The 16218-nt window shown below is 71.8% G+C and carries 10 protein-coding genes; 4 read left to right on the top strand and 6 right to left on the bottom strand.

Going from position 1 to position 16218, the window contains the following annotated elements; all coding sequences use genetic code 11:
* Nucleotides 1-85: 85 nt before the first annotated feature.
* The 3 genes from ACWC21_RS04090 to ACWC21_RS04080 all read right to left on the bottom strand — a co-directional run bounded on the left by ACWC21_RS04090 (nt 86) and on the right by ACWC21_RS04080 (nt 4704).
* Nucleotides 86-1294 (bottom strand): branched-chain amino acid ABC transporter substrate-binding protein, encoded by a 1209-nt coding sequence (locus ACWC21_RS04090; RefSeq protein WP_450878278.1) that lies wholly within the window; start codon nt 1292-1294, stop codon nt 86-88.
* A 602-nt stretch (nt 1295-1896) separates the two neighbouring features.
* A complete protein-coding gene (locus tag ACWC21_RS04085; RefSeq protein WP_450877896.1) occupies nt 1897-2376 on the bottom strand; it encodes a PaaI family thioesterase in 480 nt (159 codons plus the stop codon).
* Between the two features lie 48 nt (nt 2377-2424).
* The gene (locus ACWC21_RS04080) at nt 2425-4704 is read right to left on the bottom strand and encodes an FdhF/YdeP family oxidoreductase (RefSeq protein ID WP_450877894.1); all 2280 of its coding nucleotides are present in this window, start codon (nt 4702-4704) and stop codon (nt 2425-2427) included.
* Between the two features lie 332 nt (nt 4705-5036).
* Between ACWC21_RS04080 and polA the strand changes: the two genes are divergently transcribed.
* Nucleotides 5037-7766, top strand: a complete 2730-nt coding sequence (polA, locus tag ACWC21_RS04075; protein WP_450877892.1) for a DNA polymerase I — start codon at nt 5037-5039, stop codon at nt 7764-7766.
* A gap of 547 nt (nt 7767-8313) precedes the next feature.
* On the opposite strand, the gene ACWC21_RS04070 is transcribed toward polA, so the two are convergent.
* On the bottom strand, nt 8314-9168 hold the full coding sequence (locus tag ACWC21_RS04070) for a DUF4184 family protein (protein ID WP_450877890.1): 855 nt from the start codon (nt 9166-9168) through the stop codon (nt 8314-8316).
* A 313-nt stretch (nt 9169-9481) separates the two neighbouring features.
* Here ACWC21_RS04070 and ACWC21_RS04065 point away from each other — a divergent pair, with 313 nt between their 5' ends.
* From ACWC21_RS04065 to ACWC21_RS04055, 3 genes are all read left to right on the top strand, one after another.
* Entirely contained in the window at nt 9482-11266 is a 1785-nt protein-coding gene (locus tag ACWC21_RS04065; protein ID WP_450877888.1) for a lytic transglycosylase domain-containing protein, read from the top strand.
* Between the two features lie 171 nt (nt 11267-11437).
* Nucleotides 11438-11572 (top strand): SPW_0924 family protein, encoded by a 135-nt coding sequence (locus tag ACWC21_RS04060; protein WP_450877886.1) that lies wholly within the window; start codon nt 11438-11440, stop codon nt 11570-11572.
* Nucleotides 11573-11597: 25 nt separating this feature from the next.
* Nucleotides 11598-12590 carry a DUF3068 domain-containing protein gene (locus ACWC21_RS04055; RefSeq protein ID WP_450877885.1) on the top strand — a complete coding sequence of 331 codons (993 nt, stop codon included), beginning with the start codon at nt 11598-11600 and terminating at the stop codon, nt 12588-12590.
* Here ACWC21_RS04055 and hrpB read toward each other — a convergent pair.
* Nucleotides 12580-15117, bottom strand: coding sequence for an ATP-dependent helicase HrpB (gene hrpB / locus ACWC21_RS04050; RefSeq protein WP_450877883.1), 2538 nt, complete (start codon nt 15115-15117; stop codon nt 12580-12582). The genes ACWC21_RS04055 and hrpB overlap by 11 nt on opposite strands.
* Before the next feature lie 4 nt (nt 15118-15121).
* Nucleotides 15122-15931: a class I SAM-dependent methyltransferase gene (locus tag ACWC21_RS04045; protein ID WP_450878276.1), complete on the bottom strand. Its 810-nt coding sequence runs from the start codon at nt 15929-15931 to the stop codon at nt 15122-15124.
* Nucleotides 15932-16218: the final 287 nt, after the last annotated feature.

Genomic DNA, 16218 nt, shown 5'->3' with positions numbered 1-16218 from the left:
GGGAGAGTGGAAGGGTAGAAGGCGGGCCGCGCGGTGACGGTGGTCTGCGCCGCGCGGCCCTGGTGATGCGGAGTGTTCGGTTCGGCTACTTCGGGTTGGCGACGCCGCTCTTGACGGACTTCCACTCGCCGTTCTTGACCTGGTAGACGGTCAGCTGCTTGTTGGTGGTGTCGCCGAACTCGTCGAAGGAGATCTTGCCGGAGATGCCGTCGAACGAGCTCTTCTGGACGGCGTCGACGACCTGGGCGCGGGCGTCGTCGGGGATCTTGCCGTCCTTCGCCACCTGGCCGACGGCCTTGATGATGGCGGTGGTGGCGTCGTAGGCGTACGAGCCGTAGGTGCCGTAGTCGCCGGGGTACTTCTTGGCCTTGTAGGTGTCGACGAAGGTCTTGGCGGCGGGCAGGGTGTCGACGGGGACGCCGATGGAGGTGACGAGGTCGCCCTCGGCGGCCTTGCCGGCGGTCTTGATGTAGGTCGGGGTGAACATGCCGTCGCCGCCGAACAGCGGGATGTTGGCGCCGCCCGCCTTGAGCTGCTTGGTCAGCACCTCGGACTCGTCGTACTGGCCGCCGTAGTAGAGCACGTCGGCACCCGAGTTCTTGATCTTGGTGACCAGGGTGGAGAAGTCGCGGTCGCCGGTGTTGACGTGGTCGGTTCCGATGACCTTGCCGCCCTGCTTGGCGAACTGCTCCTTGAAGATCTTGGAGAGGCCGGCGCCGTAGGTCTGCTTGTCGTCGACGACGAAGGCCTTCTTCTTCTTGAGGCCGTTGTAGGCGTAGTCCGCGGCGAAGGCGCCCTGGAGGGCGTCGGTGGTGGCGGTGCGGAAGTACGACTTGAACGGGCGGACCTTCTTGGTCTGCCAGTTCTTGCCCTGGGTCAGCTCGGGAGCGGTGTTGGAGGGGGAGATCTCGACCAGGTTGGCGCTGGCGAGGGTCTGCTGCATCTGGGTGGCCACACCGGAGTTGAGGGGGCCGACGACGCCGAGGACGTCCTTCTCGCCGACGAACTGGGAGGCGTTCTGCTGGCCGGTGGCGGGGACCGCCTTGTCGTCCAGGGCCTTGATCTTGAAGGTGACGCCGGGGACGGTCTTGTTCTTGTTGGCGTCGTCGACGGCGATCTGTGCGCCGTACTGGATGCCGAGGCCGGTGGCGGAGTTCTGACCGGTGAGCGGGGCGTCGACGCCGATGACGACGGTGGTGTTGCCGCTGTCGCCGCTCTTGCTGTTGTCGTCGCGGGAGCCGCAGGCGGTGAGAGTCAGAGCCCCGGTGGTCAGTACGGAGGTGAGAATCACCAGAGAACGCTGTCGCACAATCAGTCCTTTCCGCAGGCACGTCCGTCCCTGCGGGGACGGGTTTGCGGTGCCGGTACCGAACTCCCGGTGGAGCGGTGACTGGCCGTGACTCTAAGCCCGGGGTGCAGACCTGGGCATTGGTGTGCGCTGGCTTGTGACTTTCTTGTTATGACGATGTGGACGGCGTGGTGGGCGGAGGTCGTTTTTCAGCCTTTTTGGCCGAGTTTCCCTGGGGTCCACATGTTGAGAAAGCGCACTTCCGGTTGGCCGTGACCCTGACCGGCGGGTCTGCCCCGGTGTGGGGTGCCGGGGCAGACCGGGAGACTTTCGGGGCGGCGTGCCGCCGTGGAGGGAGTCAAGGTCCTTGCATTGCGCGCGCGTTACGCAGCGTTACGCCAAGAAAGGGCAGGTTCGCATTTCGGGGTGAATGCTCGAACAGTCGGACGTCGGGGGGCCGGAAAGGGATCTTGGTGGTGATCTGTGCGGCTGGTCGGGTCGGTCACCGGTGTTACCGTCAACTCGCCCCACAGCGTGCGGACTTCGCGCCTACGGCCTCTCGTGCGGCGTAATTCTCGGTCCGCCCGGTGAGCAGCCCGGATGATCGCTCAGCCGACGCCGCGCTCTCCCGCCGCCGGGGCGTCCCGCAGGAGACAGGTCAGCCGCGCGGTGCACACCCGACGGCCTTCCTCGTCGCTGATCACGATCTCGTACGTCGCCGTCGTCCGGCCCCGGTGCACGGGTGTGGCCACGCCGGTGACGAGGCCGGAGCGCGCCCCGCGGTGGTGCGTGCAGTTCAGGTCGACGCCGACCGCGATCTTCGAGCTGCCGCCGTGCAGCATCGAGCCGACCGAGCCGAGGGTTTCCGCCAGTACCGCGGACGCGCCCCCGTGCAGCAGCCCGTACGGCTGGGTGTTGCCCTCCACCGGCATCGTTCCCACGACCCGGTCCGCCGAGGCCTCCGTGATCTGCACACCCATCCGGGTGCCGAGGTGTCCGGCGGAGAACAGGGCCTGCAGGTCGACGCCGAGCGCCGCGTACTCGTCGATGACCTCCTGCGGGAACTTCACGTACTGCTGCTCGCCCATCGGGCCGGCTCCGTTCGTCGTGAACCTGTCTGTCGGCTGAGCAAACGCTCAGTCGGTCGTCGATTGTTCCAGACGCACCACGACGGACTTGCTGGCCGGGGTGTTGCTGGTGTCCGCGGTGGCGTCCAGCGGGACCAGGACGTTGGTCTCCGGGTAGTAGGCCGCCGCGCAGCCCCGCGCCGTCGGGTAGTGCACCACCCGGAAGCCGGGCGCCCGCCGCTCCACGCCGTCCTGCCACTCGCTGACCAGGTCGACGTACGACCCGTCGGCCACGTCCAGCCTGCGCGCGTCCTCGGGGTTGATCATGACCACGCGGCGGCCGTTGCGGATGCCCCGGTAGCGGTCGTCGAGCCCGTAGATGGTGGTGTTGTACTGGTCGTGCGAGCGCAGCGTCTGGAGCAGCAGCCGGCCCTCGGGCAGCGCCGGGTACTCCACCGCGGCGGCCGTGAAGTTCGCCTTGCCCGTCGCCGTCGGGAAGCGGCGCTCGTCGCGCGGCGCGTGCGGCAGGGCGAAGCCGCTGGGACGGGCCACCCGGGTGTTGAAGTCGTCGAAGCCGGGGACCACGCGCGCGATGCGGTCGCGGATCGCGGCGTAGTCCTTCTCGAACTCCTCCCACGGCACCCTGCTGTCCGCACCGAGCACACGGCGCGCGAGACGGCACACGATCGCCGGCTCGGACAGCAGGTGCCGGCTCGCCGGCTCCAGACGGCCCCGGGAGGCGTGCACCATGCCCATGGAGTCCTCGACCGTGACGAACTGCTCGCCGGCGGCCTGCTCGTCCCGCTCGGTGCGGCCGAGGGTCGGCAGGATCAGGGCGCGCGCGCCCGTGACCACGTGCGAGCGGTTGAGCTTCGTCGACACGTGCACGGTCAGCCGGGCCCGCCGCATGGCCGCCTCGGTGACCTCGGTGTCGGGGGAGGCGGAGACGAAGTTGCCGCCCATGGCGAAGAAGACCTTCGCCTCGCCGTCGCGCAGCGCGCGAATGGCACGCACGACGTCGTAGCCGTGCTCGCGCGGGGGTGCGAAGCCGAACTCCTTCTCCAGGGCGTCCAGGAAGGCCGGGGCGGGCCGTTCGAAGATGCCCATCGTGCGGTCGCCCTGCACGTTGGAGTGGCCGCGGACCGGGCACACGCCCGCGCCCGGGCGGCCGATGTTGCCGCGCAGAAGGAGGAAGTTGACCACCTCGCGGATGGTCGGCACGGAGTGCTTGTGCTGGGTGAGGCCCATCGCCCAGCAGACGATGGTCCGCTCGGAGGCCAGGACCATGCCTAGGGCCTGCTCGATCTCCGCGCGCGTGAGGCCGGTCGCGGTGAGCGTCTCGTCCCAGTCGGCGGCGCGGGCGGCCTCGGCGAACTCCTCGTAGCCATGGGTGTGTTCGCGGACGAAGGCCTCGTCGACGGCACCCTCCGTCTGAAGGATCAGCTTGTTGAGGAGGCGGAAGAGGGCCTGGTCGCCGCCGATGCGGATCTGCAGGAACAGGTCGGTGAGGGCGGCGCCCCTGAGCATGCCCTGGGGGGTCTGCGGGTTCTTGAAGCGCTCCAGGCCCGCCTCGGGCAGCGGGTTGACGCTGATGATCCGCGCGCCGTTCGCCTTGGCCCGCTCCAGCGCGGAGAGCATACGGGGGTGGTTGGTGCCGGGGTTCTGGCCGGCGACGATGATCAGGTCGGCCTTGTACAGGTCCTCCAGCAGGACGCTGCCCTTGCCGATGCCGATGGTCTCGTTCAGTGCCGAGCCCGACGACTCGTGGCACATGTTCGAGCAGTCGGGCAGGTTGTTGGTGCCCAGCTCGCGTGCGAAGAGCTGGTACAGGAACGCCGCCTCGTTGCTGGTGCGGCCCGAGGTGTAGAAGACGGCCTCGTCGGGGGAGGCGAGAGCGGTGATCTCCTCGGCGATGATGTCGAAGGCGCGCTCCCAGCTGACCGGCTCGTAGTGCTCCCCGCCCTCGGGGAGGTACATCGGATGCGTGAGCCGGCCCTGCTGGCCGAGCCAGTAGCCGCTGCGCCGGGCGAGATCGGCGACCGGGTGCCCGGCGAAGAACTCCGGGGTGACCCGGCGCAGGGTCGCCTCCTCCGCCACCGCCTTCGCGCCGTTCTCGCAGAACTCCGCCTTGTGCCGGTGGTCGGGCTCGGGCCAGGCACAGCCCGGGCAGTCGAAGCCGTTCTTCTGGTTGACCCGCAGAAGCGTCAGCGCGGTGCGCCTGACACCCATCTGCTGCTGGGCGATGCGCAGGGTGTGCCCGATGGCGGGCAGCCCCGCCGCCGCGTGCTTCGGCTCCTCGACCTGAGGTGCGTCCTGGACCGGATCCCCCGTGGGCGGCTTCGTCGCCATCGCACCCTCCCCTTCGACTGTGTATGTGCCATGCCCGACCGATCCTCGCACGCGGTGCCGACAACGCCTGCGGGCGGGCGGGGCCGAACAGGACCGACGCCCCGGGAACCGGGCACCCGCCCGGGCCGGCCCACGACGGGCTTCGGGCCCCGGCAGCCGGTTCCGTGGACCGCGCGACTCCGGGGCCTGGTGGCCGTCGCTCCTGCTCGTGGCCCGCCCCGCTCCGTCCCCGGCCGCGTTCCCTCGCGCCTGCTCCCCGCCGGCCCCCTCCCTGCCCCGGCCAGAGCGGGCGCGGATCCCCCGCTGTCAGTGGGGCGTGGCAGGATCGGGGCGTGGCAGAAACAGCATCGAAGACGACCGACAAGACCTCCGGCGGTTCCCGGCCCCGGCTGATGCTCATGGACGGGCACTCGCTGGCCTACCGCGCGTTCTTCGCGCTGCCCGCGGAGAACTTCACGACCGCGACCGGCCAGCCGACGAACGCGATCTACGGCTTCGCGTCGATGCTGGCCAACACCCTGCGTGACGAGGCGCCCACGCACTTCGCGGTGGCGTTCGACGTCTCCCGCAAGACCTGGCGCTCCGAGGAGTTCACGGAGTACAAGGCGAACCGCTCCAAGACCCCGGACGAGTTCAAGGGCCAGGTCGAGCTGATCGGCGAGCTGCTCGACGCGATGCACGCACCGCGTTTCGCCATGGAGGGGTTCGAGGCGGACGACGTCATCGCGACCCTCGCCACCCAGGCCGAGGCCGAGGGCTTCGAGGTGCTGATCGTCACCGGTGACCGCGACTCCTTCCAGCTGGTCTCCGAGCACACGACGGTGCTGTATCCCACGAAGGGCGTCTCCGAGCTCACCCGGTTCACCCCGGAGAAGGTTTTCGAGAAGTACGGATTGACGCCCGCCCAGTACCCCGACTTCGCGGCGCTGCGCGGCGATCCGTCGGACAACCTGCCCGGCATCCCCGGCGTGGGCGAGAAGACCGCCGCGAAGTGGATCAACCAGTTCGGTTCGTTCGCGGAGCTGGTCGAGCGCGTCGACGAGGTCAAGGGCAAGGCCGGGCAGAACCTCCGCGACCACCTGGAGGCGGTCAAGCTCAACCGCCGGCTGACCGAGCTGGAGCGGCAGGTCGAGCTGCCCAAGGGGGTCGGCGACCTGGAGCGGGCACCGTACGACCGCAAGGCCGTCACATTGGTCCTGGACACCCTGGAGATCCGCAACCCGTCCCTGCGTGAACGGCTCTTCGCCGTCGACCCCGGCGCCCAGGAGGCCGAGGCCACTCCCATCGCGACGGACGGCGTGCAGCTGGACGGCACGGTCCTCGGCACGGGTGAGCTCGCTCAGTGGCTCGCCGAGCACGGCACGCAGCGGCTCGGCGTCGCCACCGTCGGCACCTGGGCGCTGGGCACGGGCTCGGTCGCCGAGGTCGCGCTCGCCGCCGCCGCCGACGGCGCCGCCGCCTGGTTCGACCCCGCCGAGCTGGACGAGGCCGACGAGAACGCCTTCGCGGCCTGGCTCGCCGCCGCGGACCGCCCCAAGGTCCTGCACAACGCCAAGGGCGCCATGCGCGTCTTCGCCGAGCACGGCTGGTCCGTCGAGGGCGTGACCATGGACACCGCGCTCGCCGCCTACCTGGTCAAGCCCGGCCGCCGCTCGTTCGACCTGGACGCGCTGTCCCTGGAGTACCTGCACAGGGAACTGGCCCCCGCCGCGGCGGCCGACGGACAGCTGGCCTTCGGCGCGGACGACGGCGCGGAGGCCGAAGCCCTGATGATCCAGGCCCGGGCGGTCCTCGACCTCGGCGAGGCCTTCGAGGCCCGGCTCGAGGAGGTGGGCGCGGCGGACCTCCTGCGGGACGTGGAGCTGCCCACCTCCGCGCTCCTGGCACGCATGGAGCGGCACGGCATCGCGGCCGACCGCACCCACCTCGAAGCCATGGAGCAGATGTTCGCCGGTGCGGTGCAGCAGGCGGTGAAGGAGGCGCACGCGGCCGCGGGCCACGAGTTCAACCTGGGGTCGCCCAAGCAGCTCCAGGAAGTTCTCTTCGGCGAGCTGGCCCTGCCGAAGACGAAGAAGACGAAGACCGGCTACACCACGGACGCCGACGCCCTGGCGTGGCTGGCGACCCAGACCGACAACGAACTGCCGGTGATCATGCTCCGGCACCGCGAGCAGGCGAAGCTGCGGGTCACGGTCGAGGGCCTGATCAAGACGATCGCGGGTGACGGCCGCATCCACACCAGCTTCAACCAGACGGTGGCCGCGACCGGCCGGCTGTCCTCCACGGACCCGAATCTGCAGAACATCCCGGTCCGTACGGACGAGGGCCGGGCGATCCGACGCGGTTTCGTCGTCGGTGAGGGCTTCGAGTCCCTGATGACGGCGGACTACAGCCAGATCGAACTGCGCGTGATGGCCCACCTCTCGGAGGACACGGGCCTGATCGAGGCGTTCACCTCGGGCGAGGACCTGCACACCACGGCCGCCTCCCAGGTGTTCGCGGTGGACCGCTCGGCGGTGGACGCGGAGATGCGCCGCAAGATCAAGGCGATGTCGTACGGTCTGGCGTACGGGCTGTCGGCCTTCGGACTGTCCCAGCAGCTGAACATCGAGGCCGCCGAGGCCCGCGCCCTGATGGACGCCTACTTCGAGCGCTTCGGCGGCGTACGGGACTACCTGCGCCGGGCGGTCGACGAGGCCCGGGCGACGGGCTACACGGCGACCCTCTTCGGGCGCCGCCGTTACCTGCCCGACCTCAACAGCGACAACCGGCAGCGGCGCGAGGCGGCCGAGCGCATGGCCCTGAACGCGCCGATCCAGGGCACGGCGGCGGACATCGTCAAGATCGCCATGCTGAACGTGGACCGGGCGCTGCGCGAGGCGGAGCTGAAGTCCCGCATGCTCCTGCAGGTCCACGACGAAATCGTCCTGGAGGTGGCTCCGGGGGAGCGGGAGGTCACGGAGGAGATCGTCCGCCGCGAAATGGCGGGGGCGGTTCAGCTGCGGGCCCCTCTGGACGTCTCGGTCGGCGTCGGACCGGACTGGGAGTCGGCGGCTCACTAGCCACTTCCGCGGTGGTTGTTCGTCGTCGCGGCGGGAGGCATCCGGCGGCGACGGCGAGCAACCGCGACGGCGCGGTCCCGGCGGTCCCGGACCGGCAAGAGCCCGGCCCGGGGCCCCGGCGCACAACCCCCGCCCAAGCCCCGCAGGACCCTTCATGGCCCCGCGGGCAGGGACTCGTCACCCATGTGGTCCTGCCAGAACGCCGCCACCGCCCCCGCCCGTCAGGATGCGGTCATGGGTATACGCACGCCCCACCGCCGGACGGCCCGCGCACGGCCCCCGAACCGGCCTGGTGCCGCCGCGGCTCCGGGCACGCCGTCCCCGCTGGTTCCGGTGTTCTCGGTTGGGGCGAGCACCGCCCGCATCCCCGCCGATCCGGCCAGGGCCGTTCGCACGACGGCGGCGGCGTTCGGACGCCGGATCACCGGCCGGCTCTCCCGGGCGAGCAGGGCGGCGGCCTACCTCGGCCGCGGCCACCTGGCACTGCTCCTGGCGCGGCTCCCGAGGCTCCGCCCCGCGCGCACCATGAGCGTCTTCGTGGTGCCGCTCACCGAGTGGCCGCCCCGGCCCGCCGCGCGCCGGTCCCGCCGCTCCCGCCGGGAGTCCGGGCCGGGCGCCACACCCTGACCGCCACGGCGTACAGCAGCAGCCCCGCCACCAGCCCCGCGCCCAGCCCGAAGCACAGCGTCGGCACCCACTGCCGGAGGCCGGCGGTGGCACCCCGGTACTCCCACCACCGCAGTGCCCGCTGCACGGCCCCGGCGGCCGCGCCGCCGCCGATCGCCGCGGCCGCCCACCAGCGGTCCCGCACCGACAACAGCGCGACCCCGGCAGGTTCGCTGCCGGCCGCCCGGCCTGCAGCACGTCCCACCCATGCCGCGATCACGAGTGCGCCCACGAGGGAACAGCCGTACTGGAGGTACTGGTACAGCGGCACCCCCGCCAGTGACCGGGCGAGAACGGGGAAGAGCCGCACGCCCCACCGGTCGTGGTGGGTGAACGCGTCCCACACGACGTGTGTCGACGCGCCGAGCACCGCGGAGACGTACCACCAGGCGGCAGAAGCGGGCCGTACACGCGCGCGTGGCGCCCCGCACCGCAGCAGCGCCGCCCACCGTCCCCGGCGGCCGGGCGGAAGCAGCGCCACCAGCGGTTCGCGCAGAAGCAGCCACAGCCCCACCAGGGCCCAGGACACCGGCACGTCGACGGTGACCACACCGGCGAAGGAGTGCGTGACGGCCCCGAAGCGCATCGCCCCGGGCAGGACCCCCGCCGCGTAGTAGGTCATGTCGGGGGAGAACGAACCCGCCACCAGCGCCGCAGGCACCAGCCGGCCCCGGCCGGACCCGTCACCGCGGACAGCGGGCAGTACGGCCGCCGCATGGCTGAGAGTGAACGGCAACTCGGCCCCCCAGGTCGGACATTACCGGGCGGTTCCCCCGGTGATCGTGCCGCCGAGTATGCGGGAGCGCACCCCGGGCCAACGGCACATGGCCAACCGGTGAAAACCGGGCACGACCGGGTGCCCCCTGAAAGGAAGTTGTCGTAGTGTCACCTGGGTCACCGTGCCGGGACGCACGGTGCGGGACATCACGGCACGAGTGGAAAAGCGCAACGGGGGCAACCACAGTCACGGGTCAACCGTCACAACGGGCGAGTGGAAAGAGCGGAAAGACTGAGACGGGCGCTCGGGCGTCCACGGGAGGGTTCACTCTATGGCGGCGCATTTCGGCAGTCGGCTGCGCAAAGGGGCGGCGACCACCGCCGTGGCCGCGGTGGCGGTCGCGGCTCTGTCCGCGTCCCAGGCTCCAGGAGCGACGGCCGAGAACCCGGACAGACAGTCAGCCGCCGGAGCCGCCACCGCGCCGGACGCCACGTCCGGGGGCGACGCCACCGGCGACTCGCCGTACTACACGGACCTGCCGCCGCTGAACAGCCCCAACCCCAGCCCGTCGCCGACCACCGGCACGCCCACGCCCACCTCGCCGGGCGGGACCGAGGCGGGCATACCCGCCACCGTCCTCGACGCCTACAAGAAGGCCGCGGACGAGCTGCGCGGCTCCAAACCCGGATGCAACATGCCCTGGCAGCTCCTCGCCGCCATCGGCAAGGTCGAGTCGGGTCAGGCGCGGGGCGGCCGTGTCGACGCGAACGGCACCACCATCGGCCGGATCCTGGGCCCGCAGCTCGACGGCAACGGCTTCGCGCTCATCAAGGACACCGACAACGGCGAGTACGACGGCAACAGTTCCTACGACCAGGCCGTCGGCCCCATGCAGTTCATCCCGTCGACGTGGGCCTGGGCGGGCCGCGACGGCAACGGCGACGGCGTGAAGGACCCCAACAACGTCTATGACGCCGCGCTCGCCGCCGGACACTACCTGTGCCGCAACGACTGGGACATGTCCACCCAGGCCGGCCTGCACAGCGCGATCCTCAGCTACAACAACTCGCAGGACTACCTCAACACGGTCCTGTCGTGGCTCGAGTACTACCGCAAGGGCACCCACTCCGTCCCCGACGGCACCGGTTCGGTGCCCTCGCACCGCAGCGACGACGGCACGCCGAGGACCGGCCCGACGCCGACGCCGCCGCACAGGCCGACGCACCCGCACAGGTCGACGCCGAGCCCGAAGCCGACCGATCCGGGCAACGGCAAGCCCACCGGGCCCGGCCCCGCCCCGACCCCACCGAACACGCCTCCGACAACGCCGCCGAGCACGCCTCCGAGCACTCCCCCCACCCCCACCGAGACGGTGGACCACCTGGAGGACGCGGGCACCGCCAAGCTCACCGCGATGGCCGGGGACGCCTTCACCCAGCGCGTCAGCACCCGCGCCGAGACGAAGGCCGGCAAGGCCGTCGCCAAGGTCAGGATCCGGTTCACCATCACCGGTGACACGGACACCACCTTCACCGGCGGTGAGAAGGTCGCCACCGTCATCACCGACAGCAAGGGCACCGCCGTGGCCCCCGCCCTCAACGCGGGTGAGAAGACCGGCGACTTCACGGTCCGTGCCACCGTCCTGGGCCGTGCGGTCAGCGGCCTCGACTACAAGGCGACCGTCACGGCGCGGGCGGCCGACACCCTCGTCCGCACCAGCGACACGGCGTTGACCTGCACGCCGGGCGGTGAGTTCGCCGACCAGGTGGAGGTGAAGGCCACCTACAAGGGCGCCGTCGCCGACAAGGTCGCCGCCACCGCGACCCTGATCAAGTCCGCCGACGACGCGACCGCGAACGACAAGGGCCCCTACTTCAAGGACGCCGACGGCAACGCCGTACGCACGCTGACGGGCCTGGAGACGGACGGCGACGGCCTGCTGAAGCTGCCCAAGCTGTACGCGGACGACACCACCGGCACCTTCCTGCTCCGCATCACGACCACCGGCGGTGCGACGCTCACCGTCGAACTGAAGGTCGCCGCGGCGGACCCGTCGACGAGCCCGTCCCCGAGCGGCACCGGGACGGCCTCCACGTCCCCGAGCCCCACGGCCTAGGAACCACAGGCGTCACAAGGTCCCGCCGCACCCGACGAGGGCGCCCCCTCCGCACCGGCGGAGGGGGCGCCCTCGTTCGCTGCGCGCGACGTGTTCTCATCTCGGCCCCGCGTTGCTACGGTGCCCGGACCTGACGAAGTATCAGTTCCGGACGGTCCGGGAGGGTTTCCCATGCGTGCCCTGATCGCCGCTGCGACCGGCTTCGCCCTCGCGCTCCTCCTGGTCCTCGCGATCGGTGCGCTGGGCTCGCCGGCCGGCGGCACGTCACCCGAACCGCTGCTCACCACGGTGCCCCCGCACCCGTGACCCCCCGCCCGTGAGGGAGGCCGAGATGCGCCGCACGGCCAGTCTGATCCTGCTCGCCCTCGCCGTGTTCTTCGCGGCGCTGTCCCCGCTGCTGCGCTGGTACGCCTTCCCGCGTCTGGCCAAGATCCCCGCGAACCAGTACGAGACCATGGTCCTGGAGGCGAAGGGCGCGACACTCCTCGACTACGGCACGATGAAGGCCAGGAAGGTCTCCAAGGTCACGATCGTGCAGACCCTCAAGGGCAACGTGGAGGCCGCCCGGACGACAGAGAAGACGGCAGGGCGCGACGTCGTCGTCTGGGACGGCCTGTCCTACGTGCAGGGACCCGACGGCAAGATGGTCTCCAAGGTGCCCGAACGCTACATCTTCGACGCGCACTCCCAGGAACCCGTGCACGCCACCGGCGAGATGGTCGACGGCGACCCCGTCAGACGGGACGGCATCGAGTTCAAGTGGCCCTTCCTCACACAGAAGCGGGACTACGAGTACTTCGACGCGCAGACCCGCACCACCAGCCCCATCCACTACAAGGGCACCCAGGACTTCCGCGGCCTGAGGGTCTACTACTTCGAGCAGACCGTCCCCTGGACCAAGGTGAACATGCCCAGGACCATGCCGGTCAAGGGCATCACCCCCGAGTCGGTCGCCAAGACCGGCACCACCCGCTGGTACACCACCGTCCGCAGATTCTGGGTCGAGCCCGTCACCGGGGCCCCCGTCTACGGCGAGGAGATCCACAAGGAGGAACTGCGCGGCGGCACCCTGCTCGGCGGGCGCGCCAAGGTGACGGCGTTCGCGGGGGACGTGAAGATGCGCGAGGACTACACCGAGCACACCGTGGCCCTGGTCAAGCACAACCGCACGATCGTCCTGCTGCTGACGTCCTACCTGCCCCGGGGCTTCCTGATCCTCGGGACCCTGCTGCTGGCGCTTTCGCTGTACCTGGAGGCCCGTGGCCGCAGGCCGTCGGACCCGGCGCCCCACCGGACGGCCGCACCGGAGCCGGTCAGCGCCTGAGCCGGGCGTTGGTGTGCCGCGTCGGTTCGGCGCCGGCCGGGTCCTCGGGCCACGGATGCTTCGGGTACCGCCCGCGCAGCTCGGCCCGTACGCCCTTGTAGCCGTCCCTCCAGAAGGAGGCCAGGTCGGCGGTGACGGCGGCGGGACGCCCGGCGGGGGAGAGGAGATGGACGAGCAGCGGCACCCCCGCCACGGCGGGCGACTCCTGCAGCCCGAACATCTCCTGCAGTTTCACGGCGAGGACGGGCTGCTCCGGGTCGCCGTAGTCGATCCTGATCCTCGACCCGCTCGGTACGGTGATCCGCTCGGGGGCGAGTTCGTCGAGCCGCCCGGCCTGTCCGGACGACCAGGGCAACAGCCGTCCGAGCGCCGCCCCGGCGTCGATCCGCGCGAGGTCGGCGCGGCGCCGGGCCCGGCCGAGCTCGGGCTCCAGCCACTCGTCCACGCGCGCGTGCAGCGCCTCGTCGGACACGTCCGGCCAGGGCTCCCCGACCCGCAGCCGCAGGAAGGCCAGCCGTTGCCGCAGGCCGACGGCCTCGGCGGACCACCGCAGCAGCCCGAACCCCTCCTGGCGCAGCCCCTCCAGCAGCGCCTCCCGTACGAGGCCGGAATCGACCTCCTTGAGCGGCCGCACCGCCAACTCGACGGCTCCCAGCCGCTCCACCCGGCGCGCGACGACGTCGCCGTCCGCCCAGCGCACCTCGTCACGCTCCTCGTACAGTGCCCCGGCCGCGGCCCGGGCGAGCCCCTCGTCCACCGCGGTGCCGAGCCGCACGCGCGCGTGCCCCTTGCCGAGCGGCCGGTCGGCCACGGCGACGGCGATCCAGGGCGCCCCGCGCAGCGCGGACCCGTCGGCGAGCTCGGCCCGTGTCCCGGAGACCATGAGGTACGACCCGCCGTCGAGCTTGGCGACCCGCTCGGGAAAGGCGAGCGCGGCGACGAGCCCGGCGACGTGGTCGTCGCCGGTGCGAGCCGCGACCTCGACGTCCACTTCTGCTCGGGAGCCACGGGCGGGTGGCTGGGAAACACCTTCGGACACGACGGCCCGCAGCCGCCGAACCTCGACAGCCCACCGCTTGGCGTAGGCGTCACCCCCACGCCGCGCCACACGCAAGGCCGACGCCAGGTCATCCCCGTAATCCCGGGGCGCTTCCTCGCTCAGCAGCGCGACGACCTCGGCACCCCCGCCGGAGGTGTCCAGCAACGCCCTTCCCAGCCGGGGGTGCAGCCCCAGCCGCGCCAACCGCACCCCCCGCTCCGTGGCCCGCCCGGCGGAGTCGACCGCCCCGACAGCGGCCAGCGCCGAGCGCGCCGCGGCCATCGCCCCGCCCGGCGGCGGATCCAGCAACGCCAGCCCGGAGGCGTCCGGATCACCCCAGCAAGCCGTCTGCAGGGCGAACGCGGTCAGGTCGGCCACCTTGATCTCCGGGGACGGGAACCGCGGCAGACGCCCGTCCTCGGCCTCGGCCCAGCACCGGTACACGGTCCCCGGAGCCTCACGCCCGGCCCGCCCCGCCCGCTGCCGCCCGGCCGCCTGCGACGCCCGTACCGTGGTCAGCGCGCTCAGCCCGCGCGCGTGGTCCACGCGCGGCTCCCGCGCCAGCCCGGAGTCGACGACCACCCGCACCCCTGGGACCGTCAGCGACGACTCCGCCACGGCGGTGGCCAGCACCACCCGGCGCCGCTGCCCCGGCGCCAGCACCGCGTCCTGCACCGCCGCCGGTGCCCGCCCGTGCACCTGGAGGACGTCCACTCCGGCCACGTCACCCAGGTCACCCAGCAGTCCGGCGACCCGGGCGATCTCGCCCACGCCGGGCAGGAAGCACAGCACGTCCCCGGAGCACTCGGCCAGCGCCCGGCGCACCACAGCCGCCACGTGCGCGAGCAGCGCCGGATCCACCCACGTGCCGTGCGAGGGCCGTACCGGACGCGCCGGGGGCGCGTACACGATGCCGACCGCGTGCGCCGAACCCCGCGCCTCGACCACGGGCGCCCCGCCCAGCAGCCGCGCCCACTGAGCCCAGTCCGTGGTCGCCGACGCGGCCACCAGGCCGAGCTCCGGCCGCAGGGTCTCCCGTACGTCCCACAGGAAAGCCGCCGCCGTGTCCGCGTCCAGGTGCCGCTCGTGGCACTCGTCGAGCAGGACCAGGTCGGCACCGGTCAACTCCTGGTCCCGCTGCAGCCGCTGCAGCAGCACACCGGTCGTGACGACCTCCACGCGCGTGTGCCGGCCCACGACCCGTTCACCGCGCACGGTGTAACCGACGCTGTCGCCGGCCTTCTCGCCCAGCAGCCAGGCCATCCTCCGCGCCGCGGCCCGCGCCGCGATCCGCCGCGGCTCGGCCACGACCACCCGCCGCGCGGGTCCGTCCCCGAGCAGCCCGGCCAGCGCGAGCGGCACCAGCGTCGTCTTGCCGGTGCCGGGCGGCGCCCCGAGGACGGCGGTGCCGTGCGCGTCCAGGGCGTCGGCCAGCGCGGGCAGGGCGTTGCGTACGGGGAGGGCGTCCAGGGCGTCGTAACGGATCACACGCTCAGTCTCGTACGCACACGAAGATCGCGGTTCCGGGGAGCAGGTTGCCCCGCAGCGGCGACCACCCGCCCCACTCGGAGGTGTTCCAGGCCGGCCACTCCGGCTCGACCAGGTCCACCAGCCGGAAGCCCGACGACGCGATGTCCCTGACCCGGTCGCCGAGCGTCCGGTGGTGCTCGACGTACACCGCACGGCCCTCGTCGTCCTGCTCGACGTACGGCGTGCGGTCGAAGTAGGAGGCGGACACCGACAGCCCCTCGGGCCCGGGCTCGTCCGGGAACGCCCAGCGGACCGGGTGCGTCACGGAGAACACGAACCGCCCGCCCGGCCGCAGCACCCGGTGGACCTCGCGCAGCACCAGCCGCGGGTCGGCGACGAAGGGCAGTGCCCCGTACGCCGAGCACGCCAGGTCGAAGGAACCGTCGGCGAAGGGCAGCGCGCCGGCGTCCGCGCACACCAAGGGGAACGATCCGCCGATGCGCAGCGCGTGCTGCAGCTGGCGGTGGGAGAGGTCCAGGGCCACCGGGCGGGCCCCCTGGGCGGCCAGCCAGCGGGAGCACTGGGCGGCCCCCGCGCCGATCTCCAGGACGTCCCTGCCCTTGAGGTCCTCGGGCGGGCCGAGCAGCTCCGCCTCCACCTCGTCCAGGCCCTCGGGGCACCACACGAAGCGGTCGTCGCCGAGGAACGTGCCGTGTTCGATCTGGTAGTCGTCCGCGTTCCGGTCCCACCAGCCCCGGTTGGCCCGGGAGCTCTCCGTCACATCGGCGTCACGCCGGGTGGCTTCCGGTTCGAACGGTTCGGGCTCTTGGATGATCGGCTCCCTCGTCGTACTCTTCCGTCCAACCGGTCGGAACGGTGCCGCGGAAGAGGTCCCTGAAGGCTCGCTTGGCCTCGTGGGACGATTCTTGTGCCGGTTATGAGGCGATCCGCCCCGGGTGTGCGGCTTCGCGCATTGACCCTGTCCGGCTGCCCCCGTATGCTACAAGTTGCGCTGCGGGCCTGCGCGCCTCAGACGGAGCAGGCTGCGCTCGCATCTGTTGTATGTCCCCTCGGTTGTCGAGGCGCCATCACCGATCCCGGTGGGGCGCTTCCTTGGCT

The sequence above is a fragment of the Streptomyces sp. NPDC001348 genome, assembly GCF_053597535.1.
Note: the sequence above shows the minus strand (reverse complement) of the source record. Positions and strands in the feature narration are given on the sequence as shown.

Coding starts and splice junctions, on each gene's coding strand:
- ACWC21_RS04080 (WP_450877894.1), bottom strand. CDS start 4,704: ATGGCGACGAAGCCGCCCACGGGGGATCCGGTCCAGGACGCACCTCAG.
- ACWC21_RS04065 (WP_450877888.1), top strand. CDS start 9,482: ATGGCGGCGCATTTCGGCAGTCGGCTGCGCAAAGGGGCGGCGACCACC.
- ACWC21_RS04060 (WP_450877886.1), top strand. CDS start 11,438: ATGCGTGCCCTGATCGCCGCTGCGACCGGCTTCGCCCTCGCGCTCCTC.
- ACWC21_RS04085 (WP_450877896.1), bottom strand. CDS start 2,376: ATGGGCGAGCAGCAGTACGTGAAGTTCCCGCAGGAGGTCATCGACGAG.
- ACWC21_RS04055 (WP_450877885.1), top strand. CDS start 11,598: ATGCGCCGCACGGCCAGTCTGATCCTGCTCGCCCTCGCCGTGTTCTTC.